At 72.4% G+C, this 22585-nt stretch carries 22 protein-coding genes; 11 read left to right on the forward strand and 11 right to left on the reverse strand.

Going from position 1 to position 22585, the window contains the following annotated elements:
• The first annotated feature begins 15 nt into the window (after window positions 1-15).
• Window positions 16-240, forward strand: coding sequence for a hypothetical protein (locus ABD352_RS54005; RefSeq protein ID WP_344620489.1), 225 nt, complete (start codon window positions 16-18; stop codon window positions 238-240).
• 311 nt (window positions 241-551) lie between these two features.
• Complete coding sequence (locus ABD352_RS54010) at window positions 552-722, forward strand: hypothetical protein (RefSeq protein ID WP_344620490.1); 171 nt, start codon at window positions 552-554, stop codon at window positions 720-722.
• 206 nt (window positions 723-928) lie between these two features.
• Here the strand turns inward: ABD352_RS54010 and ABD352_RS54015 are convergent, their stop codons facing one another.
• Both ABD352_RS54015 and ABD352_RS54020 read right to left on the reverse strand, forming a co-directional pair.
• Window positions 929-1225 (reverse strand): hypothetical protein, encoded by a 297-nt coding sequence (locus ABD352_RS54015; RefSeq protein WP_344620491.1) that lies wholly within the window; start codon window positions 1223-1225, stop codon window positions 929-931.
• Complete coding sequence (locus ABD352_RS54020; RefSeq protein ID WP_344620492.1) at window positions 1215-2207, reverse strand: hypothetical protein; 993 nt, start codon at window positions 2205-2207, stop codon at window positions 1215-1217. The genes ABD352_RS54015 and ABD352_RS54020 overlap by 11 nt, the downstream gene beginning before the upstream one ends.
• Window positions 2208-2416: 209 nt before the next feature.
• On the opposite strand from ABD352_RS54020, the gene ABD352_RS54025 reads away from it, so the two are divergent.
• From ABD352_RS54025 to ABD352_RS54040, 4 genes are read left to right on the forward strand one after another with little or no spacing between them, the layout of a single operon-like run.
• Window positions 2417-3226 (forward strand): FHA domain-containing protein, encoded by an 810-nt coding sequence (locus tag ABD352_RS54025; protein ID WP_344620493.1) that lies wholly within the window; start codon window positions 2417-2419, stop codon window positions 3224-3226.
• 7 nt (window positions 3227-3233) lie between these two features.
• Entirely contained in the window at window positions 3234-4376 is a 1143-nt protein-coding gene (locus ABD352_RS54030; RefSeq protein ID WP_344620494.1) for a protein kinase domain-containing protein, read from the forward strand.
• A 3-nt stretch (window positions 4377-4379) separates the two neighbouring features.
• A complete protein-coding gene (locus ABD352_RS54035) occupies window positions 4380-6893 on the forward strand; it encodes a hypothetical protein (RefSeq protein WP_344620495.1) in 2514 nt (837 codons plus the stop codon).
• Between the two features lie 49 nt (window positions 6894-6942).
• Complete coding sequence (locus ABD352_RS54040; RefSeq protein WP_344620496.1) at window positions 6943-7182, forward strand: hypothetical protein; 240 nt, start codon at window positions 6943-6945, stop codon at window positions 7180-7182.
• Window positions 7183-7243: 61 nt separating this feature from the next.
• Here the strand turns inward: ABD352_RS54040 and ABD352_RS54045 are convergent, their stop codons facing one another.
• A complete protein-coding gene (locus ABD352_RS54045) occupies window positions 7244-7438 on the reverse strand; it encodes a hypothetical protein (protein ID WP_344620497.1) in 195 nt (64 codons plus the stop codon).
• A gap of 217 nt (window positions 7439-7655) precedes the next feature.
• Here ABD352_RS54045 and ABD352_RS54050 point away from each other — a divergent pair, with 217 nt between their 5' ends.
• Window positions 7656-7865, forward strand: coding sequence for a hypothetical protein (locus ABD352_RS54050; RefSeq protein WP_344620498.1), 210 nt, complete (start codon window positions 7656-7658; stop codon window positions 7863-7865).
• Window positions 7866-7942: 77 nt separating this feature from the next.
• Here the strand turns inward: ABD352_RS54050 and ABD352_RS54055 are convergent, their stop codons facing one another.
• From ABD352_RS54055 to ABD352_RS54085, 7 genes are all read right to left on the reverse strand, one after another.
• Window positions 7943-9187 carry an MFS transporter gene (locus tag ABD352_RS54055; RefSeq protein WP_344620499.1) on the reverse strand — a complete coding sequence of 415 codons (1245 nt, stop codon included), beginning with the start codon at window positions 9185-9187 and terminating at the stop codon, window positions 7943-7945.
• A complete protein-coding gene (locus ABD352_RS54060) occupies window positions 9177-9764 on the reverse strand; it encodes a TetR/AcrR family transcriptional regulator (protein ID WP_344620500.1) in 588 nt (195 codons plus the stop codon). The genes ABD352_RS54055 and ABD352_RS54060 overlap by 11 nt, the downstream gene beginning before the upstream one ends.
• A complete protein-coding gene (locus ABD352_RS54065; protein WP_344620501.1) occupies window positions 9761-10354 on the reverse strand; it encodes a sugar O-acetyltransferase in 594 nt (197 codons plus the stop codon). The genes ABD352_RS54060 and ABD352_RS54065 overlap by 4 nt, the downstream gene beginning before the upstream one ends.
• A gap of 288 nt (window positions 10355-10642) precedes the next feature.
• Window positions 10643-12178, reverse strand: coding sequence for a penicillin-binding transpeptidase domain-containing protein (locus ABD352_RS54070; RefSeq protein WP_344620502.1), 1536 nt, complete (start codon window positions 12176-12178; stop codon window positions 10643-10645).
• Window positions 12179-12244: 66 nt separating this feature from the next.
• Window positions 12245-12985, reverse strand: coding sequence for a hypothetical protein (locus ABD352_RS54075; RefSeq protein WP_344620503.1), 741 nt, complete (start codon window positions 12983-12985; stop codon window positions 12245-12247).
• Window positions 12986-13011: 26 nt separating this feature from the next.
• Complete coding sequence (locus ABD352_RS54080) at window positions 13012-13551, reverse strand: SET domain-containing protein (protein ID WP_344620504.1); 540 nt, start codon at window positions 13549-13551, stop codon at window positions 13012-13014.
• Entirely contained in the window at window positions 13535-14197 is a 663-nt protein-coding gene (locus ABD352_RS54085; RefSeq protein WP_344620505.1) for a TetR/AcrR family transcriptional regulator, read from the reverse strand. Before ABD352_RS54085 ends, ABD352_RS54080 begins: the two co-directional genes overlap by 17 nt.
• A gap of 110 nt (window positions 14198-14307) precedes the next feature.
• Between ABD352_RS54085 and ABD352_RS54090 the strand changes: the two genes are divergently transcribed.
• From ABD352_RS54090 to ABD352_RS54105, 4 genes are all read left to right on the forward strand, one after another.
• Window positions 14308-15288, forward strand: coding sequence for a zinc-binding dehydrogenase (locus ABD352_RS54090; protein ID WP_344620506.1), 981 nt, complete (start codon window positions 14308-14310; stop codon window positions 15286-15288).
• A 30-nt stretch (window positions 15289-15318) separates the two neighbouring features.
• Window positions 15319-16668 carry a DNA polymerase IV gene (locus ABD352_RS54095; protein ID WP_344620507.1) on the forward strand — a complete coding sequence of 450 codons (1350 nt, stop codon included), beginning with the start codon at window positions 15319-15321 and terminating at the stop codon, window positions 16666-16668.
• A gap of 61 nt (window positions 16669-16729) precedes the next feature.
• Entirely contained in the window at window positions 16730-18118 is a 1389-nt protein-coding gene (locus tag ABD352_RS54100; protein WP_344620508.1) for a GH1 family beta-glucosidase, read from the forward strand.
• 45 nt (window positions 18119-18163) lie between these two features.
• The gene (locus ABD352_RS54105; RefSeq protein WP_344620509.1) at window positions 18164-21712 is read left to right on the forward strand and encodes a CHAT domain-containing protein; all 3549 of its coding nucleotides are present in this window, start codon (window positions 18164-18166) and stop codon (window positions 21710-21712) included.
• Here ABD352_RS54105 and ABD352_RS54110 read toward each other — a convergent pair.
• The gene (locus ABD352_RS54110) at window positions 21693-22583 is read right to left on the reverse strand and encodes an AIM24 family protein (RefSeq protein ID WP_344620510.1); all 891 of its coding nucleotides are present in this window, start codon (window positions 22581-22583) and stop codon (window positions 21693-21695) included. The genes ABD352_RS54105 and ABD352_RS54110 overlap by 20 nt on opposite strands.
• Between the last annotated feature and the right edge of the window lie 2 nt (window positions 22584-22585).

The following is a 22585-nucleotide window of genomic DNA, read 5'->3' on the forward strand; positions in this document are numbered from 1 at the left end:
CTCAGCGCCGTCGCCGTGCCGGCCGGCGAGGCCAGCGGCACCAACTTCGGCGTCCCGGTCGTCGCGCGCGGCTTCGCCGACGCGGTCGCCGGCGACATCGCCGCCCTGCTGACCGGCGAAGCCCTGGCGGGCAGGGGCGGCCGAGGCCCGACGGTGATGGTGGTCGGCGCGAGCCGGACCTTCTCCAGCCCGGCCGCCGGGTACGGCCACTTGATCGTCGGTCCTCGCACTAGACCCTGAGATCATGGGCCTGTTCCGGAAGAAGCCCCGCCCCGAGGCGATCGCCGAGTTCTGGCAGTGTTGGGCGGCCGCCCGCACCGAGGTGGCCGCGGCCATCCCAGCCGGCACCGTGCGCACCTTCAGCGACGCGATCGGCCGCCGCGTCGACGCGATCCATCCCGAGCTGCAGTGGGAGCTGACCCCGGGCGGCACATCCGAGCACGCGCTCGTGGTCACTCCCGCCGGCAACCCCGAACTGCGCGCCATCGCTGACCGCCCTGCGCCAGTTCGAGGACGACCTGACCGCCGCCATCGGCGCCAACGGCACCCTGGTGGCCCACGAGTCCAACCGCCGCAAGCGAGCCCTGCACTTCTACGTCGACTCCCAGACCAACGCCCGTGCCGAGCTCGAGTCCCGCCTGCCCAAGTGGTCCGAGGGCCGCGCGTCGGCTTCGCCGAAACTGGACCCGGGTTTTGAGAAGGTCCGGCACTTGATGCAGTGAGCCGTCATCGGCTCTGGTGGCGTGCCTGCCGGCCGCCTGGGTCGCGCTGCGCGTGCACCCTGAAGCTGGATGTTGCTCCAGAGGAACGGATAGCCAAACGTCCGTTTCCAGGCCAGGGACAGCCCATCGGGACCAGTGATCGGCAGCGCGATTGCAAAGGCCCCGGCGCAGTTACCGCGCAGAAAGAGATCAAGCGGCGACCCCGGTTACGGCAGGGCAACGCCGGCCACCGCCGCGTCGAAACGATCGGCGAGAACGAGAAACTCCCCGGCCCATCCGCTGGACAGCGAGACCTCCTGAATCGGACCTGTCGGCGCGAACAGGACCCTGAGCGTCAGCAGTGGCGGATCACCGGCACGAACCGCAGCACTCAGCTCATCGACCTCCTGCAGCGCGGCATCCACATCAGGAAACGGCGACCACGAATAGTCATTGCCTTGCCGTGCCAAGCTTGCGTGCAAATCCGCGAGCACGGCCAACAACGCCTCAGTATCAACGCTCATGGTGCCGAGCCTCCGTCTGGCGAACGTTAGCGTCCACATGACTGTGCAGGCGCGCAAACGGTCCGGTCGGAGGGACTGCGTCGGCAGCCGCAGCGCTACGACCCGCGACGGCGTCCGCGACGGCCGCGACAGCGGCCTGATCGGGGTCGCGACCCTGCGCCTCGGGCCCGGCCACGTACGCGGCGAGCCATGCCGACACGCGGGTACGCGGATACTGCGCCAGGTCGTTGCGGTAGTGCTCCGGGAGCATCAGTTGATCGTCGGGAAAGGGTTGGTCACCGTAGTCGTAGTTCACAGTCGTCTCGCCGCGGTTCGTGACGGTCAGCAGCAGCCGCCACCAGGGCCCGGCCGGCATCCGCGCGGCAACCTCGCGCTGGCGGCGGACCAGCTCGCCGAGCGGATTCGGCACCGGTACGCGCCCCGATCGGCCCTGTACCCAGAAGTGCAGCTGGGCGATCTCAGCGGAGACGGTGTACGCGAACTCGGCCGAGAACCGGTCCCACCCGGCGGGACCGAGCTGGGCCAGCTGCTGCACGATCGGGTCGATCAGCCGTGAGGCTTCGGCCGCGGTCTCGGCGTTGTCGGTCGGGGCGTCGACGACACTGAACCCGCTGATCGCCGGCGCGCCCTCGGACGCGGCCTGGTTGAAGTGTTGCTCGAACTCGGCCATGCACTCTGACTCGTCGGAGCCACCGCGCCCGCCCCCGCTCCGGAGCTCGACCTCGATGAACTGGCCATAGGCCTGCTGTGGTGATACCGAGGACGACACCTCCTCGATGCGCCCGGAATCACCGATGAGAAACACCGATCGCCCCACCGGTATGTCCAGGAAGGCCATCGGATCGCTCTCGTCGATTTCCACCGGCGCGTATACGGCCCAGCCCACCTCGAAACGGTCCGCCTCCAGCCCCTCCGTGGGGTAGTCGATGTCCTGGGACGTGATCCAGTCCACCACCAGCGAAATCGCTCGCACCTCATTCATCCGCGTACCCTCCCGTGCTTCGGATCGAGGACGCCGCGCGGCAGTCGTCGCCGCCGGAGCGGATCTTCTCGCGGTGTCCGGCGAGCCCTCAACAGCGACCACGGCGCGCCCGGTGTCCTCCTTCGGTGGCGACATCGCAGCACACGGTAACCGGGACCGGTCCCGAACCGGATGGGTTAACGTGCGGTGGGGCCGCAGGGGATTGCGAGGTGGCGATGAAAGAGTTCGTGCCGCAGGTGTTACCTGCGTCCACCCGTAGCCTGGCCGGCGGAGTGCCGCAGGCGCCGCCGGGCACGATCTTCGCGCTGGCCGCCGATGGCGGGTTCGCCGTGCCGCCCCGGAAGTTCACGCTTCACTTCGGTCGCGACAAGGACGACGTCCATGTGCCGATCGGCGTCGACGATCCCTATGTCAGCCGACTGCATGGCGTGATCGTCGGCGACGGGCTGGAGTGGCGGATCCGCAACAAGGGTAAGCTGCCGCTCCAAATGCCCGGTGACGTGATGCTGTTGTCCGGTCACGAACTGCTGATCGAGCCGGGTTACAACCCGCTGTTCATCGGCTCCCCGAAGGGCCGGTCACATCTGCTCGAGATTCACGTCGTCGGTTCCCGGATCACCGACGCCTACGTCGAACAACGCAGCCGGACGAGGATGCCGGAGGTCTACGACCTGAGTCTGGTGGAGCGGCTGGTGCTGACCGCGCTCGCGCAGCGGTACCTGCGCCAGGTGCGCTATCCCCAACCCGTGTCCTGGAACCAGGTGGCCAGCGACCTCAACCGGGTACCGGACGGCAGGCAGTGGACGCCGAAGAACGCGGCGCACATCGTCGCCGCGGTGCGCGAGCGCCTGGCCGAGGGCCCCGATCCGATTCCCGGGATCCGGCGCGAGGACGGGGTCGGCGAACCGGTGGGCAACGCGCTGAACCACAACCTGATCCAGGCGCTGCTGCTCAGCACCACGCTGATGCCGTCGGATCTGCACCTGCTCGGCGAGGAGCAGGACGAGGAGCAGGGGTGAGCGTGTAATGACGTGGCAGGTCGGTGAGGTGATCGATGGCCGGTACCGGGTGACCCTCGTACACGAGCAGGGCGGGATGGGCTTGGTGTACCGGGTCCACCACCTGGCCTGGGGCATCAACCTCGCGGTGAAGAGCCCCCGGCCGGAGCTGTTCTGGCGACCGCAGGATCAGCAGCGGTTCATCGCCGAGGCGGAAACGTGGGTGTCGCTGGGCCTGCATCCGCACGTGTGCAACTGCTACTACGTCCGGGTGCTGGACGGCGTACCCCTGGTGTTCGCTGAGTACGTCCCCGGCGGCAACCTGTACGACTGGATCAGAAGCCGGCGGCTGTACGACGGTGACCTGCCCGAGGTGACGGCCCGGATCCTGGACGTGGCGATCCAGACCGCGTGGGGACTCGACTACGCGCACAGCCATGGCCTGGTGCACCGGGATGTGAAACCGGCGAATGTGCTGCTCGACCTCGAGGACGGCGCAGTCACCGCGAAGGTTACCGACTTCGGCATGGCCCGGGCCCGGGAATTCCCGATCACGGTCGGCACCGACGCGCCGGCCGGCGCCAGCATCCTGGTGCCCGGCGGCAGCGGAATGACACCGTTGTATGCCTCGCCCGAGCAGGCGGCGGGGGAGCGGGTGGGGCGGCGTACCGACATCTACAGCTTCGCTGTGTCACTGCTACAGATGTGCGCCGGCAAGGTGACCTGGATGGCAGGTACCGCCGCGGGGGCGGCGCTGACCGGTCTCCGCGCGAACGCCGCGGCAGGCGCCGTCGCCATTCCGCCGGCCCTCGGCGACCTGCTCGAGCGGTGCCTTCGCCAGTATCCCGCCGACCGGCCGAGTTCCATGCCCGATGTCGCCACCGAGCTGATCGACATCTACCAAGCGGTCACCGGCCACGCCTACCCCCGGCCGGCACCCGCCGTGGCCGACCTGCTCACCGATGAACTCAACAACCGGGCGGTGTCGCTGCTCGACCTCGACCGGCCGGACGAGGCTGACCAGGCGTTCGCTCAGGCGCTGGCGGCCGATCCACGCAACGCGCGGGCCATGTACAACGCCGGACTGGTGAAGTGGCGCCGCGGCGCGGTCACCGACGACGCGCTCCTCGCCGAGATCGAGGCGACCCGCGCGGACACCAGCGATCCCTGAGAGGTGCGGTACGCGCTCGCCCAGATCCACCTGGAACGCGGCGACCTGGGTACGGCCCGCACGCTGCTCGACGAGGTGGCCCGTGAGCGACCGGATGAACGCGAGGTCATCGAGGCCCTAGACCTGATCGCCTCCCCCGAGCTCATCGACGCGCGCTGCACCCGCGAGTGGCAGGTACCCTGGCCCCGGCGCCAGCGTGACCTCTACTCGGTCGGCGAGGACCCTTACCGGATCCCGCTCGCCGTCACCCCCGACGGACGGTTGATGCTCTCCGGGGGCTGGGACGGCGCACTCCGGCTCTGGGATATCCACAGTGGACGGTGCGTGCGGACACTCGACGGGCACCGCCGGCCGGTGCACGCGGTCGACCTCACGCCGGACGGACGCTGGGCCGTCTCCGTCTGTGAGGACGAGTCCGTGTGGTTCTGGGAGCTGACCGGCACCCGCTTCCGCGGCTCACCCAAGGGTCGCCGCCTGTACGCCAGCCCCAACCCGCCGAACTGGGGCAGCGGCGACCGGATCGGGGAACTCGCCCTGCGCGTCGACCGCACGGCGGTCCGGCTGACCCCCGACGGGCGCTGCGTCCTCTACGCGGGCCTGGACGGCGTGCTGCGAATCTGGGACACCTCCGGCCGACGGATGCGGACGCTCGACGAGGTCGCGGCCGGACGGTTGGTGTCGACGAGCGCCGACGGCCGCTGGGCACTGTCGGTCGGTTGGCGCGGGCGCGAGCAGGAGCGGGAGCGTGTCGTGCGGCTGTGGGATCTGGCCGACGGTCGGTGCCGGCAGGAGTTGGCTCCGCACGAGTCGGGGGTGACCGGCCTGTGTTTCAGCGCCGACGGTCGTTACGCCGCCACCGGATGCCACGGCGGCAAGATCCGGGTCTGGGATCTCGGCGATGGTCGCTGCGTACATGTTCTGGAGGGCGGAACCACGCCCGACGCCCTTTCCCTCGACGCCGGTGCGCGATTCCTGATCTCCGGCGGCGACGGCCGCAGCATTCGGCTGTGGGAACTGGACAGCGGCCGGTGCCTGCGGACGTTCGGCGCTCACCAGGGCGGCACCACCCTGGTCCGGCTGGATGCCGACGGCCGGTCCGCGCTGTCTGCCGGACAGGACAGGACGGTACGGCGGTGGGAGCTGCCCGGCCGGTACCGGGTCAGGCCGCGGCTGAGCCGGCCGCGCCGGCACGTCGAATTGAGCCGGCTCGGCGGCCGGGTGGACGCGCTGGTGGCCGAGGCGGAGCAGGCGATGGCGGGCGGCCGTTTCCCGGCTGCGCTCGACCTGTTGCGGCAGGCGCGCTCGACCGAGGGGTACGAGCGGGCGCCGCGCCTCATTTCCGCCTGGTGGGCACTGGGCCGCCGCGGCGTGCGCACGGGTCTGCGGTCGGCCTGGTCGTCGAGACTCCTGACGGGGCACACCAAGTCAGTGGAGGCGGTGGACCTGTCCGGTGACGGCCGGATCGGGTTGTCCGGCGGCAGCGACGCAACGGTCCGGGTGTGGGACCTCGACGCGGGTACGTGCCTGCGGGTTCTGGAAGGCCACCAGCACATGGTGGAGTCGGTCCGCCTGAGCGACGACGGACGGCGGGTCCTGTCCTCGAGCCGGGACGGCACGGTTCGCCTGTGGGACCTGGACACCGGCAGGTGCCTGCGCATCATCGAGCGCAAACGAGGGTTGACACACCGTTCATCGCCGGTGCGGTTCAGCCCCGACGGCACGCAGGCCGTGGTCGGCGGTCAGGACGGCATGGTCCGATACTGGGACCTGGAGACCGGGGCGCCCGTCCGGGAACTGAGGGGGCGGGTCTGGGGCATCGACGACATGTGCCTCGGTGATGACGGCCGTCTCGTCGTGACCGCGAAGGGCGGCGAGGTCGAGGTGTGGAGCCTGGTGGACGGCGGATCCGTGAGCCGGTTGCGAGGGGAGGGGAGCCGCCTGACCGCCGCCCGGATGCGTACTGTGTCGCTCAGTGCCGACGGATGTTCCGTGATGTCCGGCGGCGACGACGGCTTCCGCCTGTGGAATGTCGCCACGGGGAGGATCACGCGGACCTTGGATGGGTCGCCACCCCGCGGATTTCACACGGTCCGGATGACCGCGGACGGCCGCTTCGCCGTGTGCGCCGCTTTCTGGTCACCCATCGAGGTATGGGACATCCATAGTGGACGACGCGTACGGGTCCTCGACGGTCACGAACAGGGTGTCAGCTGTCTCGCGTTGACGCCCGACGGTCGCTTCCTGCTGGTCGGAGGCGGCGACTACCTGCGGTGCTGGGAGCTCGACTGGGAGCTTGAGGCCCGAGCCGCGGCCGACTGGGATGACGGCGCGACACCGTACCTCGAAATGTTCCTGCGCCGATACGGTCCACAGTGGATGACCCAAAACCTTGACGTCCTGCTGCGCCGGCTTCAGGACGTCGGATGCGGCTGGCTGCGCCCCGACGGCGTGCTGGCCCGGCTCGACCGCATGGCGGCCGACGAGGCGGCCCGGCCGCGGACCGAGGTCGGAAACTAGTTCTGGCCGCCGTCTCGAGGCGACAGCCTCGTCAGGATTGTGAGGATAGATGGACCCGCGACGAATCGACCTCAACCGCCAGCACAGCCGAGAAATGGGTCGGCTGTTCGCAGCGTTTCTCGACGCCCATCCAGATGTCGAGTCCGAAGCCGACGGAGGCGACATGACGGCGGAGCAGGACGCCGCGTGGCGAGCGTACAGCGATGAACTGCTCCGCCGGCATCAGGCCGAGCGGGCCACCCTCGCGACCGTGATCGAAGCCGAGCAGCGGGGGCACGCAGCACCGTGACCAACCCGGCTCCGGTACGGCGGCGCTGCCCCGAGGTGAACACCGGACACTCGGGACCGGGTCACGAGGCCCGCAGTTGCTCGGCGAGATCGCTCGCATCGTGCCCGTTGGTGGCCCGCGCCGGAGCTGGCGGCCAATGCCTGCGCACGGTGCGCTCGGACCGGCCGATCCTGGCCGCGATCTCGTCGGGGTGCCGGGACGAGCCGCGGTGGCGCCAGTAGACCCCCGCCGCCGTGTCGGACGGCACCACGCCCACGATTCAACATGATCGTCTGCCCACAGCCGCGGAACGGGGCCTTGACAAGCTTGCTCTTCCGGTCCCGGGTTCCCGACAGTAGGGCACATGATTCCGGGGCCGGTGGCGTTGTCGTTCTCGCGGGGCCGTCTGTTGGCCAAGTCGGCGTACCTGTGGCTGTAGACCTGACGGCGGGTCGGCCGGGGCGGCTGCGGTCCATGGGAACGAGCGGGGGCCGGTGCGGGTTCGCGCCCGGCAGGGGCGGTTGCGGCCGGGCTGCGCGCTGGGCATCGCGTGGAAAACGTTCGTGGTGCGGCGAGAGGAGGCCGGCGGCGTGCTCGCCGCCGCCGGCCTCGAGGTGCTCGACGACTTACCGTACGACGCCTTCTGCCACCGCGTGGACCAGTCCATCCAGCGCGACATCCTGGTCGCACGCAGGCCGGGGTAACCACCGGTCCATCAAAGCGGGGGAAGCTCAGGTGGCGAGGCACCGGCCCGCGTGCTACCAGGACGAGAAAGATCAGGCTAGTGCGAAGCCTTTGTTGCCGCTGCCTTCCCGTCGCGCCGGAAGCTCGCGCTGAAGAGCAGACCGATCGCGACGACGCCCATGGTGATGGACAGTGAGCGCAGGATGCCGACGTGGTTCGCGAAGAATCCGAGTAGTGGGGGCCCGGCCAGGAAGGCTGTGTAGCCGATAGAGGATACGACGCTGACGCGGATGGCTGCGCGGTCTGGGTCGTCGGCTGCCGCGCTGATGCCGAGCGGAAATCCCATTGCGGTCCCAAGTCCCCATGCGATGACACCGATGAGGGCGAGTATCTGATGCGGCCCGAAGACCGTGATTCCGAGGCCGAGCATGGCGAGCGCGGCGCTGGCGCGGGTGACCAGTCTTGGGCCGTGACGGTTGACGAGGGGCGGCCCGAACCATCGGCCGAGGGTCATCGCGGCGACGAACGTCGCGAAGGTCAGTGAGCCGGCGGCTACTGAGGTGTGGTGTCCCTCGATCATGGCTGATGCGAGCCAGTCGTTGCCGGTGCCTTCGGAGAATGCCATGGTGAGCACGAAGAGGCCGAGCGCGAGCGTGCGTGGCTCGGTCCATGCACGGAGAGTGTTGCGGGTCGTGTGGTGCGCGGTCCGCTGCGTGTCGGTGGCCAGGTAGCCCCGCGTGGAAAGCGGCACCGTTACGGCAATCAGGACCGCGACGACCGCCAGGTGGGCGACGACCGGGACGTGGAGTGCGGTGCAGGCCGCGGCGAAGGCTGCACCGAAAACCGTTCCAACGCTCAGGGAGGCGTGGAACCGCGACATGATCGACGCGTCGGTGCGTTGCTCGACGGCGGCGGCCTCAACGTTCATCGCCACATCCCAGACGCCGGTGCTCAGTCCGAGCAGCACAAGCCCTGCCGTCGTCAAAACCGCTGTGCCGTGCGCGCCGGTGCCGGCCAGGCAAAGCCCTGCCGCGCCGGTCAGGCTGGCGATAGCCACGACGCGGCGTGGGCCGAGGTGCGCCACGACCGTTCCAGCCGCCAATAGCGACGCGATCGACCCGACAGGCAAGGCCAGCAGCAGTAATCCCAGCTGTTTCGGGTTGAGGTGAAGCTGCGACTTGACGTCCGGGATGCGGGAGGCCCAGGTCGCAAAGGTGAACCCGCTGCTGATGAAGGCGAGGTATACCGCAGCGGTGGCAGCCCGTGCCGGCCCGCGGCCGGTGCCCGTCGACCCGGCCGCCGGCAGCATTGGCGTGTGTGCGTCCATCGGGCTACCGGTCATCCGAGCACATCCCCGGTGCGAAACGACGGATCGAGTCCCTGATCTTTCGGGCATCGACCGGCCGAGTGGACAGTGTCGCGTGCAGAATCAGCCCCTCGATCAGCGCGTCGAGTGCTTCTGCGGTCTCGGGATCGAAATGCCGCTGCAGTGAGCGGCGGCTGTTGTCCATCCACGCCTGCGTGATCACACGAAGTTCGGGATTGCGCGCTGCTGCGGCGTACAGCTCGTAGGCGAGGACGGCGCTTCGCCGGTTGTCGGCCAGGTCGGCCAACATCGCCTCGACGACTTTGCCGCAGGCATCGGTCCCGGGCTCGATCGCCGCCATCTGCGCGTCGAACGCTGCCGCTGCCGTCTCCGCCATGTGCGTGAACGCTGACGTCAGGAGATCTTCCAAGCTGGCGAAGTGGTACGTGACCGACCCCAGCGGCACGTCAGCGGCGGCAGCCACCCGCCGGTGCGTGGTACCGGCCACGCCGAGCTCGGCGATGACGTCCAGCGTGACCTCGATCAGTCGCTGGCGTCGGTCCGGTTCATACCGGCGCCGTGCCCCGCCGGTGGCCTGCCGCCTGGTGGTCATCTGTCGTAGACCGACTTGATGACCCGCGCGGGGTTGCCCAACGCCACGACGTCGGCGGGGATATCCTTCGTGACGACCGAACCGGCGCCGATCACCGAGTTGTTTCCGATGGTGACGCCGGGGCAGATCACGGCCATGCCCCCGATCCAGACGTTGTCCCCGATGGTGATCGGCAAGGCCGCCTCCCACTTGGCGCGGCGAGGTTCGGGGTCGATCGGATGGGTCGGCGTCAGCAGCTGCACGTTCGGGCCCATCATCACGTCCTCGCCGATACGGATTTGCGCGACGTCCAGGGCCATCAGCCCGAAGTTGATGAACGTCCGAGCGCCGATGTGCAGGTGGCTGCCGTAGTCGACGTGCAGCGGCGGACGGATGTCCACGTCGGTGCCTACGGAACCCAGCAGCTGTTCCAGCAGCGTCCGGCGCCGCTCAGGGTCCTGCGGATCGCTGTCGTTGAACGCCTTGGTGAGCATCATTGCCTGACGCATCTCGGCTTCCAGCTCCGGATCGGCGCCTCGGTACAAATCACCAGCTAGCATGCGCTCTCGCATCGATCGCGAGTCATCAGAGGCAAGATCAAGGGAAGGCATGCGTACGATCGTACACTGTTTGTACGATCGTACGCATCGGTAAGCGGAAAGTCGGGTCATGCCGAGGCAACAAGCCGCGGCGCCGACCGGCACACCGTCAAGGACTGACCAGACTCAACCGGCAACGCGGCCGCCGCCCAGCTTGACCTGGAGTCGAGCTTGGACCCCAACGGGCGGCCGGGACGGCGCCGAATGGGGCGGGCCTCCAGTTCGGCGGCGAGCCTCCCGTCGGCCGTCAGTTCGGAGCGGGCGAAGGACTGGCGGGCCTTGGTCTCGGCCTCCTGGGCGTCAGGTGGCGAAGGCGACCTCGCGCGGCGGGGCGGTGAAGTCGCGGGGCGGCAGCGGGGCCAGGCCGTCGTGTTCGACCCCGGCGACCGCCCCGACGGCGCCCTCGGACACACCGGAGCCGATCTGGGCCGTGCCGGCGTTCGCTCCCGGCGCGCCCGCGATCATGCCGGCGGTGACCAGCTGCGGCCCGGCGACCACCACCGAGACGGTGCCGACCTGGCCGGACACCGGGCGGCCGACGGCGTCCCGTACGGTCGCGGCCGGGGCCTTGCCGGTGCCGCAGCGCTCGCCGCCGAAGGCGGATTCGTCGCCGAGGGGGCAGCGGCCCGCGTCGATCGCCGCACGGGCCACCTCAGGGCGCAGCACCGGCTCGCAGTGCGGCCCGACGCCGGGCGCCGGCCGGCCACCGGCGTCAACGACCCGGGCGACGGGGAGCAGGTCGCAGTGGGTGCCGTCGGCGGCCAGGGTGGCGTACGCGTTGGCCAGGTCCAGGGTGGTGGTCGCGGAGACGCCCAGCGTGAACGCGCCCCAGTGGGTGCTGTTCGGCGACAGGCCGTACTGCTGGTCCACCGGGCTGCGGAAGGTGATGCCCAGGCGCTGCGCCATGGCGACCGCCTTGTCCGCGCCGACCCGCTCCTCGAGCGCCACGAAGTACGTCACCACCGCGTGGCCGAACGCGTCCCACATGGTGCGTCGCCCCGACAGGTATGCCGGGTCGCCGGTGTTGGCGGGGCACCAGTGCGGGCCGTGGCAGGCCGCCGGGCTGTTCGGGTCGATGACGAAGTTCGACTCGTACACCCGCTTCGTGTCGATCGCGTGGTCCAGCGTCAGGCCGCCCTCCAGCGCCGCGGCCAGCGTGAACATCATGAAGGGCGCGCCGGCCGCGCCTCCGGGCGTGTTCGCGTCGCCGGCGACGAGCGCGTCCACCGAGTCCGCGCCGGCGGGCCGCGACGGCGGCTGGTCCGGATCGGCCGGGCTTGCGGAAGTGCCCGGCGGGCGGCGGAAGTTGCGGTTCACGGCCATCGTCCTGACCAGGCCGGTGCCGGGCTCGATCGTGGCCAGCGAGAACACCTTCGGGTCGCCGACCGGCAGGACCTGGTCGACCCGCTGCTTCGCGCCGGCCTGCAGCCGCGGGTCGAGCGAGCCGCTGATGCGGTAGCCGCCGTGGCGCAGCCGGTCGAGCCGCTGCGCGTCGTCGGCCCCGAAGGCGTCCTGCGCCCGCCACCACGTGACCACGTAGTCGCAGAAGTAGCCCCAGTCGTTGACCGGCACGCGCAGGCAGCTCTCGCGGGGATCGTCGGTGTCGAACCGCGCGATCAGCGTCGTGTCGTCGGCCGCGTACAGCTCCGAGGCCCGCGGCCCGGGCGACGCCGGCGCCGCGCCGGGCTCGGCCGTGTCCCGGGAGCGCCAGACGGCGACACCCACCACGGCGCCGACCACCAGGACGAGCGCCACCGCCAGCGCCGCCCGCCGGCCACCCGGCCCGGATCCGTGCGCCGACTCGATGATCGACTCGCTGTGCGATTCCCCCGCCATTGCCGCCCCCGCCGCCGCTTGCTGAGGTGTCGATGATATCGATTGACCTCGCCGTTTGCCGCCCCGTCAGGACCGCAGATCGCCGACGGCCCGCAGCGCCGCCTCGAGCGCGGCCCGGGCCTGCGGGCCGGAGACCGTGCCGCGGCGCGCGGCGAGCCGCGCCGCGAGGTCCGGGCCGGTCAGCCAGGCGACCACCTGCGCCGGGCCCGGTCTGACCGCGCCGTACGGCCCGCTGGGCTCCCCGACGGCAAGGAACGCGTTCCAGTCGCGCTCCCCGGCAAGGATGCGGGCGATCTCCTGGGCGTACCCGGCCAGGTTGGCGAGCGTCGCCGCGTCGTCCGAGCGCTCCCAGTACTCCAGGTACGCCGTGAGATCGTCCTCGATCAGCATGATGCCGGTCAGCACCGGCTCGAAATGGACCAGGTCCACGCCCTCGGCGAGCGCCATCCGCCAGTGCGCCATCGCCAGGTCGCGCACCGCCGCGCGCTCGGGGGCCGGCCAGGCGGCGAAGGAGCCGTACGCGAGGTGCCCGTACACAATCTCGACGTCCGGGAACTCGAAGCCCTCCGTCGCGGCGATCTCCAGGATCCGCGGCAGGAAGTGCTTGAGGTCGCCGAGGTTCCCCCACAGCATCAGGGAATCGGTGGCGTACCACCGCAGGTCCTCGGCGGTCAGTTCGCGCAGCGGCGCCCGGCGCAGCGCCCGCTCGTCGTCCGCCGTGTGACAGTGCGGGCACGGGTCGGTCCAGTCCCGCAACGGGTAGCCGGCGAAGACCTCGTAGAGCGCCGCGACGGCCGCTCGAACCATCCGCAAAGGGTCGTCGAGCTGATGCATCAGGCCGAACTGCCGGGCTGGTGGATCAGGTCGAGCAGGGCGGGCACCCAGTGCGGGCCGTATCGGCGGCGCAGTTCGGGCAGTTGCCAGTCCCCGCCGGTCACCACGCCGCGGCACAGGGGCCCACGGCATTCGCAGCGCATGGTGAAGCCGGGGGCGGCGGTGCTCGTCGCGTAGTCGTTTGTCAGCTCCTCGTCCGCGGCGATGGGGCGGCGCGCGGCGAGGGTGTAGGCGTCGATCCACCACAGGTTCGGGTCGCAGCTGTGGTTGCCCTTGCCGTTCGGGCGGCCGGGCGGCAGCACGAGGTGCAGCGTCTCGGTGACCGTGATGGTGTCGACGTACGGGTGGCCGGGCTGTCTCGCGGCGTCGTCGAGCAGGTCCCGCAGGTCCGGCCAGGTGACCAGGCGGCCGCCGAGGCGCGAGACCGCCGTGCCGGCCGCGATCGGGGCCCGGGCGAACAGGCCGGCGCCCTCGATCGCGGACGGGCGTACCTCGGCATCGGGGTGCAGCCAGCAGTCGGGCTCAGGGGCGTCCGGCATCCGTCCAGTCTGCCGCAGCGGCCGGCTGTCGAACGGCCGGCCCGGACGCGAGCGTGTCCCAGGCGGCCATCGCGCAGGCGATGACCGTCTCCAGGTCGGACCGGCTCGCGCCGTCGCGGGCCTGCACGGACAGGCCCTGCACCACGGTGGTGTAGTAGCGGGCGATGCCGTCCACGCGGGACGCCGGGGCCGCGAGGTCGCCGTCGGCGACGCCGCGGGCGAGCCGGTCCCGGATCGTGGCGAACATGTCGCGGCGCAGATCGGCGAGGAACTCCCGCACCGCGTGGTTCTCCACGGCGCCGGTCGGCGCGGCGAGGATCAGCATGCAGTAGTGCGGAGAGTCCGGCCGGGTGATCTCGTCGGCGGTGGCGCGGAGCATGGCGTGGATCGCCGCGCGGGCCGTGGGCTGCTCGCGCAGCGCCCGCCGGGGCGGCTCGCCCGCGGTCGCGCCGTAGAGCGCCATGGTCCGGCGGAACAGCTGCTCCTTGCTGCCGAAGCAGGCGTAGATGCTGGCCGACGCGACGCCCATGGCGGCGGCCAGGTCATTGAGCGAGGTCCCCTCGTAGCCCCGCGCCCAGAACAGGTCCAGCGCCTGGCGCAGGGCGGTGTCCGGGTCGAAGCCGCGCGGCCGGCCGCGTGCAGCCATCTCGTCACCTTTCTTGGTCGTTCGACAAAGTTTACCTTGACGGCCGGACGGTCGTCATGGGACCTTCTTGGTCGTTCGATAAAAAAATACGACCGGGAGGGGATACGCCCATGCGCGCCCTGCAACAGACGTCGCTGAACGGCCCGCAGGATCTCCGCTTGATCACCGATGCGCCGATACCCCGGCCCGGCGCGGGCGAGGTCCTGATCCGGGTCGCCGCGGCGGGCGTCAACTTCGGCGACGTCCTGCAGGCCCGCGGCGCGTTCCCCGGCGGCCCGCGGCCGCCGTACGTTGCGGGTTTCGAGGCGGCCGGCGAGATCACCGCGCTGGGGGAGGGGGTGACCGGCCTGCCGCCGGGCGCGCACGTGATCGGCGCCGGCATCGCGGGCGGCGCGTTCGCCGAGTACATGGTCCTGCCCGCCGCCGCGGCGGTGCCGGTGCCCGCGGGCTGGACCGACGAGCAGGCGCTGGGCCTCGTCGTGGCCTGGCCGACCGCGCTGGCGGCGCTGCGGCCGCTCGGGCGGCTCGTGGAGGGCGAGACCGTGCTCATCCACGCGGCCGCCGGCGGGACGGGCCAGGCCGCGGTGCGGATGGCCAAGCACTACGGCGCGACGGTGCTCGCCGCCGCCTCGCCGGGCAAGCACGCGACGCTGCGGGCGCTGGGCGCCGACCACGTGCTCGACTCCCCCGGCCCCGGCCTCGCCGCCGAGGTCCTGGGGCTGACCGGCGGCGCCGGGGCCGACCTGGTGCTGGAGTCGGCCGGTGGCGCCACCCTCGGCGCCAGCCTGGCCGCGGCCAAGCGGGTCACCGGCCGGGTCGTGGTCTACGGCACGGCCGGCGGCGACGCCGCGATCACCAACCGGGAACTGGTCTACGAGCACCAGGTCCACGTCATCGGCCTGAACATCGGCGCGCTGATCCAGGCCGCGCCGCAGATCTTCGGCGAGGTGATGGGCGAGCTCTTCGCGCTCATCGCGGCCGGGGTGCTCACCCCCGGGCGGCCGACCGTGTACGACCTCGCCGACGGGCCGAAGGCGCTCGCCGAACTGGAGTCGCGGGCGAGCGTCGGCAAGCTGGCCCTGTTGCCGTGATCCGCCGCCGCGCCCGGTTACCGTCGGAAGATGCGCGACACGCCCAGCATCCTGCACGTGGACCTGGACGCGATGTTCGCCAGCGTGGAGCAGCGGGACAAGCCGTCGCTGCGCGGGCGGCCCGTCGTGGTCGGCGGGATGGGCGGGCGCGGGGTGGTGGCGACCGCGTCCTACGAGGCGCGGGTGTTCGGGGCCCGATCCGCAATGCCGGTCGCCGAGGCGCGGCGGCGCTGCCCGTCCGGCACCGCGTTCCTGGCCCCGCGCTTCGCCGCCTACCGGCGCACCAGCCAGGTCGTCATGGAGCTGCTGGCCGGGCTGTCGCCGCTGGTCGAGGCGGTTTCCATCGACGAGGCGTACGTCGACCTGGCCGCCACGTCGACGGGCGGCCTCGACATCCGGGCGGTGACCGAGCTGGCCCTGGACCTCAAGGCCCGCATCAGGGCGGCGACCGGCGGGGTCACCGGGTCGGTCGGGGCCGGCACGTCGAAGCTCATCGCGAAGATCGGCTCCGACCTGCACAAGCCCGACGGGCTGACGGTCGTGGCGCCGGGGCAGGAGCGGGCGTTCCTCGGGCCGCTGCCGGTGACCGCGCTCTCCGGGGTCGGGCCGGCCACGGCCGAGCGGCTGCGGCGGGCCGGGGTGCACACGATCGGCGACCTCGCCGGGCTCGCCCCGGCCGAGCTGATCGAGCGGCTCGGGCAGGCACACGGGGTGGCGCTGTACCGCCTGGCCCGCGCCGACGACGGCCGGCCGGTGGTCGGCGAGCGGGAGGCCAAGTCGGTCTCGGCGGAGGAGACCTTCGCCGCCGACGTCGCCGACCCGGCCCGCCTCGGCGCCGAGCTGGACGTGCTCGCCGCGCAGGTCGGTGCGCGGCTGCGGGCCGCGGGGCTCTCCGGGCGGACCGTCACGCTCAAGGCGCGGCACTTCGACTTCACCACGATCACCCGTTCCACCACCCGCGCGCAGGCCACCGACGACCCCCGCGTCATCACCCAGGCGGCCCGGCGGCTGCTCGGCGACGTCGACGTCTCCGGCGGGCTGCGGCTGATCGGGGTGGGGGTCTCCGGGCTGACCGAGTTCGCGCAGGACGACCTGCTGTCGCTGCTGGACCCGGCGGCCCGGCGGGAGACGGCGGCCGACCAGGCCCCGGACGAGGCCGCGGAGCCCGAACCGGAGCCGGCCCGGGCGGGCTGGCGCACCGGCGAGGACGTGCGCCACGCCGTGCACGGCGCCGGGTGGGTGTGGGGCAGCGGGCGCGGCCGGGTGACGGTCCGGTTCGAGGGGCCGCGCACCCCGCCCGGGCCGGTGCGCACCTTCGCCGCCGACGACCCGGCGCTGCACCCGGCGGACCCGCCCGACTGGCACGGGGCCGAAGGATAGGTGCCGATCCCATTTGCGGCGGATTTTGTGGGTATGGCGGCAATCGAGCTACGTTCGCGGCATGCGACGCCGACACGTTCTCACCCTGGCGGCCGCTGGATCGGTCGCCGGCATCCTCCGCCCGGCCACCGCGGGCGCCGCCGAGGCCATCCCGGTCACCTTCCCCGCCCGCTTCGGCTGGGGCGCGGCCACCTCCGCCTACCAGATCGAGGGCGCGGCCCGCGAGGACGGCCGCGGCCCGTCGGTCTGGGACACCTTCTGTCAGGAGCCGGGCCGCATCCGCAACGGGGACACCGGCGACGTGGCCGCCGACCACTACCACCGCTACGCCGCCGACCTCGACCTCATGCGCGACCTCGGCCTGACCTCGTACCGGTTCTCCGTGTCCTGGTCCCGGGTCATGCCCACCGGCCGTGGCGCGGTCAACCCGAAGGGCATCGACTTCTATCAGCGGCTGGTCGACGGGCTGCTCGGCCGTGGCATCGCGCCCGTCGTCACGCTCTTCCACTGGGACACCCCGCAGGCGCTGCAGGACAAGGGCGGCTGGGAGAACCGCGACTGCGCCAAGTGGTTCGCCGACTACGCGCACGCGATGTTCCAGGCGATGGGCGACAAGGTGCCGATCTGGCTGACCCTCAACGAGCCGAAGACCGTCGTCGACAACGGGTACACCGCAGGCACCCACGCGCCGGGCAAGCGCGACCGGGCCCTGGGCAACGTCGTCGGCCACCACCTGCTGCTCGGGCACGGGCTGGCGGTGCAGGCGCTGCGCAGTACCAACGGCAGCTCCCGCATCGGCCCGGCGCTCAGCCTCTCGCCGACGTATCCCGCCGACGGCACCGACGGCGCGCGCCGGCACGCGACGATCGCCGACGGCGAGGAGAACCGCCGCTGGCTCGACCCGGTCCTGCTCGGCCGCTACCCCGCGGACTGGCTGGCCCTGCAGGCCCCCGACGCGCCCGTCCGGTCCGCCGTCAAGGATGGCGACCTGGCCGTCATCGGCGCCCGCAACGACATCCTCGGCGTGAACTACTACGGCACCACCCACGTCACCGGCACCGGCGCCCGGGTCATGCTCCACCCGACCTCCCAGGCGACGTGGCAGGAGATCGACCCGAACGGCCTCTACGACCTGCTGACCCGGATCCGCAAGGACTACGGCGACCTGCCGATCACCATCACCGAGAACGGCATGCCGACCACCAACGCCATGCAGGACCCCGACCGCATCACGTTCCTGCGCGACCACCTGACCGCCGCCCACCGGGCCATCCAGGCCGGCGTGCCGCTGGAGAGCTACCACCTGTGGTCGTTCATGGACAACTTCGAGTGGGCGGAGGGGTACACGCAGCGCTGGGGCATCGTGCATGTCGACTTCTCGACACAACGCCGGGAACCCAAGGCCAGCGCGGACTGGTACAAGGGCGTCATCGGCCACAACGGGCTCTGATCCCGGATAGTCCGGGCCGCGCGGCATCCTGCCATGATGTCGCGCATGGATCGGCACGAACTTCGGCTCGCCGTCACGGTCGCGGGCGGGCGGGTGCACACCGTCGCCACCCTCGACGGGGCCGCGCTGGGCGAGCAGGACCGGCCGCTGCCCTTCGGCAAGGACGAGGTCTGGTCCCTTGTGGACCTTCCCGACGCCCCCGCCCGGCTGGCCCGCCTGGGCGAGCGGCTGTCCGCGGCGATGTTCGACGGGGACGTCCTCGATGACGTCACCGAGCTGCTCGCCCCCGGCACGGTCCTCGACGTCGTCGTCGAGGGCGACGGGCCGGTGCACGAGCTGCCGTTCGAGCTGCTGCGCCTGGCCGACCACCGGGCGTTGTCCACTGTGGACGGCGTGCGCTTCACCCGGGCCGTCACCGGCGTGCGCATCGCGGACCACCCGCCGGCCCCGGGGCCGTTGAAGATCCTGGTCGCCGTCGGCGCCCCCGAGCACACCGGCATGCCTGCGCTGGACGTCGAGGCGGAGATGCAGGCCATCGTCTCCGTGGTCGGCGCCGTCGGGGCCGAGGTGACCATCCTCGAGGTGGCCGGGCCGGGCGAGATCGCCGAGGCGCTGCGCCGCGACGCCTACCACGTGCTGCACCTGTCGGCGCACGGGTCGCCGTACGGGGTCGAGCTGGAGGACCGCGACGGCAACGCGGTCGACGTGCGCGCCGAGGACCTCGTCCGGGTGCTGCGCCGGGGCGGGCGGCCGGTGCCGCTCATCGTGCTGTCCAGCTGCGGCGGCGCCGCGGACGCCGACGCCGGCCTGGCCGTCACGCTGCTGCGCCACGGCGCCGACCGGGTCATCGCCATGCAGACGTCGGTCACCGACAAGTACGCCACCGCCCTGCTCACCCGGGTCTACCAGGCCCTGGCCGACGGCGGCACGCCCGTCGCGGCGGCCCTGGCGGCGGCCCGGGCCGAGCTGTTCGAGGAGTCGGCCGGCGAGTTCGCCATCCCGGCCCTCTTCGCCGCCTCCGACGGACCGCTGTGGAACCCCGCCGCCGCCCCGGTGCCGCTGTCCAACCCGACCGAGCTGCCCACCGGCGACGGCGTGCGGGAGCGGCTCATCGGCGACCTCATCGGCCGGCGCGGCCTGCTGCGCGTCATCACCCAGACCCTGCGCGACGAGGTCATCGGCGCGCCGCTGGTCAGCGGAGTCGTGCTCACCGGACCCGGCGGCATCGGCAAGACGGCCCTGGCCGGCCGGGTCGTCACCCGGCTGCGCGACGACGTCGACGACCCGTGGACCATCGTGGTGCACACCGGCGTGTGGGACCCGAACGAGCTGGTCGACGCCGACGCGATGCGCACCGAGCGGATCCTGCTCGTCCTCGACGACTTCGAGCAGAACCTCACCGCCGGCGGCGCCGCGTTCACCGACCCCGGCTTCGCCGCGGCGCTCGCCGCGCTGTGCGCCGCCGCCGAGCGCGGCAAGGTCCTCGTCACCAGCCGCTACCCGATCCCGGCCGACGTGCCGCTGAGCCGGCTCGAGGTGCCGCCGCTGTCCGACGCCGAGCTGCGCCGCCTGCTGCTGCGCATGCCCGGCCTCAGGGACCTCGCCGGCGAGGACCTGGAGACCGTGGTGCGCACCGTGGGCGGGCACCCGCGGCTCGTCGAGTTCGTCGACGCGCTGCTGCACGACGGCGCCCGCCTGCCCGACGTCGCCGCCCTGCTGGAACGGCTCGAGGCCACCGCGCAGCGGACCGTGTCCGGGGCGACCCGCGAGGCCGTCGCCGTCGGCGCCCGCGACGTGCTGCTCGCGCAGCTGCTGGACGGGCTCGAACCGGGCGCGCGGGAGGCGCTGCTGCAGCTGTCGATGTCGCGTGTCCCGATGGCCACGGAGGACCTGGCCTTCGCCGTCACCGGCGCCGACCCGGTGCCGGAGGAGGCGACCGCCGAGCACGCCGCCCACCTCGCCCGGCTGCACGACCTGACCCTGGCGCGGGCCGGGGACGACGGCACCGTCGTCGAGCCGTGGCTGCGCGAGGCCCTGGCCCCGCACCGGCACGAGCGCGACGCCCGGGCCGCGGGCCCGCACCGGCACGAGCGGGCCGCCCGGGCCGCGTGGCGCGCGGTCCGGGCCGGGCGGGGCGAGTTCCGCATGCTGACCGAGGTGGTCCACCACCTGGGGGCCGTCGGTCAGTACGACGAGATCGCAGAGTTCGCCGAGGAGGCGCTGCCGAAGCTCGCCAACGAGGCGACCGTCGCGGCGTTCCTCGGCGAGCTGACCCCGGCCCTGCCGGCGGGGCACCCGGCGTACGCCTCCCTGCTGCACCGCGAGCGCGATGCGCTGGAGGCGATCGGCAGCACCGCCGCGGCCGCGGTCAAGGGCGCGGAGGCGGTCGCGCTGGCCACCGAGGCCGCCGAGGCGACCCCGGACGACCGGGGCGCGCAGGTCGGCCTCAGCGTCGCCCTGGACCGCCAGGGCCGGCTGCTGCACCGCCTCGGCCGCCTCGCCGAGGCCCGCGAGGCGTACGAGCGCGCCCTCGCCCTCGACGTCCGCCTGGCCGAGGCCGAGCCGGACGACTCCACCCTGCGGCGCAACGTCGCCGTGAGCCGCCTGACCGTCGCCGCCGTCGCGCTCGACGACGGCGAGCTCGCCGGGGCCCGCGCCGCGGTCGACGAGTCGCTGCGCATCCGCCGCGCCGTCGCCGAGGAGCGGCCCGACGACGGCGACGCGCTGTGGGACCTGGCCCTGGGCCTGGACACCTCCGCCGCCGTGCACACCGCCGCCGGCCGGCCCGATCTGGCGCTGCGGGAGCGCGAGGAGGCCCTGGCGCTGTGGCGGCGGCTCGCCGAGGCCGCGCCCGACAACGCCCGGGTCCAGGCCCTGCTCTTCGACAACCTCAACGAGGTGGCCGGCCTGATGTCCGACGGCCTCACGGACGACGACGACCCGGCCCGGTTCCGCGACCTCGCCGTCGAGGCGGCCGGCATCGCCGCCCGGCTGTGCGAGGCCGCCCCCGGCGACGTGGGCCACCAGCGCCGGCAGGTCGCCGCGCAGTGGCGCCTCGGCGACATGGACCTGGCCGCCGGCGACGTGGCCTGCGCGGCCACGCACTTCACCGGCGCGCTCGATGCGGCCCAGCGCAACGCCTCCACCGACCCCGACGACGCCGGCGCCCAGCGCGACCTGAGCACCGCGCTGCGCCGCATGGCCGACTCCTATGTGGCCAATGACCAGCCGGAAGAGGTACGGGGCAATCTCGAGCGGTCCCTGGAGGTCGCCGAGGCGCTCGTGCACCGCCACCCGCGCGACGGCGGCGGGCACCGCGAGGTCGCGCAGGCCCGCGAGCGCCTCGCCGCCTGGCTGCGCGACACCGGCGAGCCGCAGGAGGCCCGGGCCCTGTACCGCCGGGCCCTGGCCAGCTGGCGGCGCCGCGCCGCCCTCGACCCCGAGGACACCGGCGCCCGCCGGGCCCAGGCGGAGGTCTACACCCGCATCGCGGAGCTCGACGAGGCGTCCGGCAACGCGGACCGGGCCCGCCGGCAGCGCCGCGCGGCCGAGGAGATCCTGGCGGGGCCGGCGGCTACCAGCGCTGCTCGGTAGCCGCCGAGTTGCGGGTGATGTACTCCGAGCTGGTGTGGTGGAACACCGACGACACCGCCACCCGGCCCGGCCCGATGAGGCGCAGCCAGATGTTGCGCTGGCTGAACGAGCCGCCCCAGGAGAACTTCGGCGTCCCCCGCGGGTACTCCAGGTGCAGGTGCATCTGGACCGACACGTCGCGGTAGAGCAGCGCGCCCGGCTGCACCAGGATCCGCTCGCCCGGCTGCAGGTCGCGCAGGAACGTGTTGCCCGGCGCGTGCAGCAGCAGCAGGCCCGGGCCCTGCTGGGCGGTGAACAGGTCACCGAACCGGCCCAGCGGGTAGTGGGTCTCGCGGTCGTCGCCGGAGCCGGTCGAGTACCACACGCCGGTGTCCTGCCAGGTGTACGTCACGTTGCCCGTCGCGGTCAGGAACCGGTGCTCGCGGACCCACATGACCCGGCCGGGGGCGAGCGGCAGCGCGATGAGCTCGCCCGGCCGGTCGCCCGACAGGGCCAGCCCGCCCGGGCCGCGCGCCTCCACCATGATCAGCGGCAGGCCCGACAGCATCCGGTTCCAGCCGCCCGCGAGGGAGGTGTTGCTCAGCTGTACCGAGGGATCGGTCCACAGCAGCGCGTGGTGCGCGAAGTAGATCCACTCCGGCCCGCTCAGCCGGAAGTCGGCGACGGGCACGTACTTGCCCTCGATCTGCACGCGCGACTGCCCGAACTGGATGCGGGTCATGTCCTTGATCGGCGGCTGCTCGATCCAGCCGGACCGGGTGACCGCCCGCCGGATGTCTAGCGCGGCCCCGCAGCTCGGGCAGGACGACACGCCGGCCGGGTGGGGCAGGCGGCAGTACCGGCAGACGGTGTACCCCTCGGGGGTGCTCATCG

Source organism: Dactylosporangium salmoneum (assembly GCF_039532525.1).
GTDB lineage: Bacteria > Actinomycetota > Actinomycetes > Mycobacteriales > Micromonosporaceae > Dactylosporangium > Dactylosporangium salmoneum.

Bases quoted from the DNA above. Each gene is read 5' to 3' on its own strand.
- ABD352_RS54015 (WP_344620491.1), bottom strand. From the start codon at position 1,225: ATGAGCGTTGATACTGAGGCGTTGTTGGCCGTGCTCGCGGATTTGCAC.
- ABD352_RS54020 (WP_344620492.1), bottom strand. From the start codon at position 2,207: ATGAATGAGGTGCGAGCGATTTCGCTGGTGGTGGACTGGATCACGTCC.
- ABD352_RS54030 (WP_344620494.1), top strand. From the start codon at position 3,234: ATGACGTGGCAGGTCGGTGAGGTGATCGATGGCCGGTACCGGGTGACC.
- ABD352_RS54040 (WP_344620496.1), top strand. From the start codon at position 6,943: ATGGACCCGCGACGAATCGACCTCAACCGCCAGCACAGCCGAGAAATG.
- ABD352_RS54055 (WP_344620499.1), bottom strand. From the start codon at position 9,187: ATGACCGGTAGCCCGATGGACGCACACACGCCAATGCTGCCGGCGGCC.
- ABD352_RS54060 (WP_344620500.1), bottom strand. From the start codon at position 9,764: ATGACCACCAGGCGGCAGGCCACCGGCGGGGCACGGCGCCGGTATGAA.
- ABD352_RS54065 (WP_344620501.1), bottom strand. From the start codon at position 10,354: ATGCCTTCCCTTGATCTTGCCTCTGATGACTCGCGATCGATGCGAGAG.
- ABD352_RS54070 (WP_344620502.1), bottom strand. From the start codon at position 12,178: ATGGCGGGGGAATCGCACAGCGAGTCGATCATCGAGTCGGCGCACGGA.
- ABD352_RS54075 (WP_344620503.1), bottom strand. From the start codon at position 12,985: ATGGTTCGAGCGGCCGTCGCGGCGCTCTACGAGGTCTTCGCCGGCTAC.
- ABD352_RS54080 (WP_344620504.1), bottom strand. From the start codon at position 13,551: ATGCCGGACGCCCCTGAGCCCGACTGCTGGCTGCACCCCGATGCCGAG.
- ABD352_RS54085 (WP_344620505.1), bottom strand. From the start codon at position 14,197: ATGGCTGCACGCGGCCGGCCGCGCGGCTTCGACCCGGACACCGCCCTG.
- ABD352_RS54090 (WP_344620506.1), top strand. From the start codon at position 14,308: ATGCGCGCCCTGCAACAGACGTCGCTGAACGGCCCGCAGGATCTCCGC.
- ABD352_RS54095 (WP_344620507.1), top strand. From the start codon at position 15,319: ATGCGCGACACGCCCAGCATCCTGCACGTGGACCTGGACGCGATGTTC.
- ABD352_RS54100 (WP_344620508.1), top strand. From the start codon at position 16,730: ATGCGACGCCGACACGTTCTCACCCTGGCGGCCGCTGGATCGGTCGCC.
- ABD352_RS54105 (WP_344620509.1), top strand. From the start codon at position 18,164: ATGGATCGGCACGAACTTCGGCTCGCCGTCACGGTCGCGGGCGGGCGG.
- ABD352_RS54110 (WP_344620510.1), bottom strand. From the start codon at position 22,583: ATGAGCACCCCCGAGGGGTACACCGTCTGCCGGTACTGCCGCCTGCCC.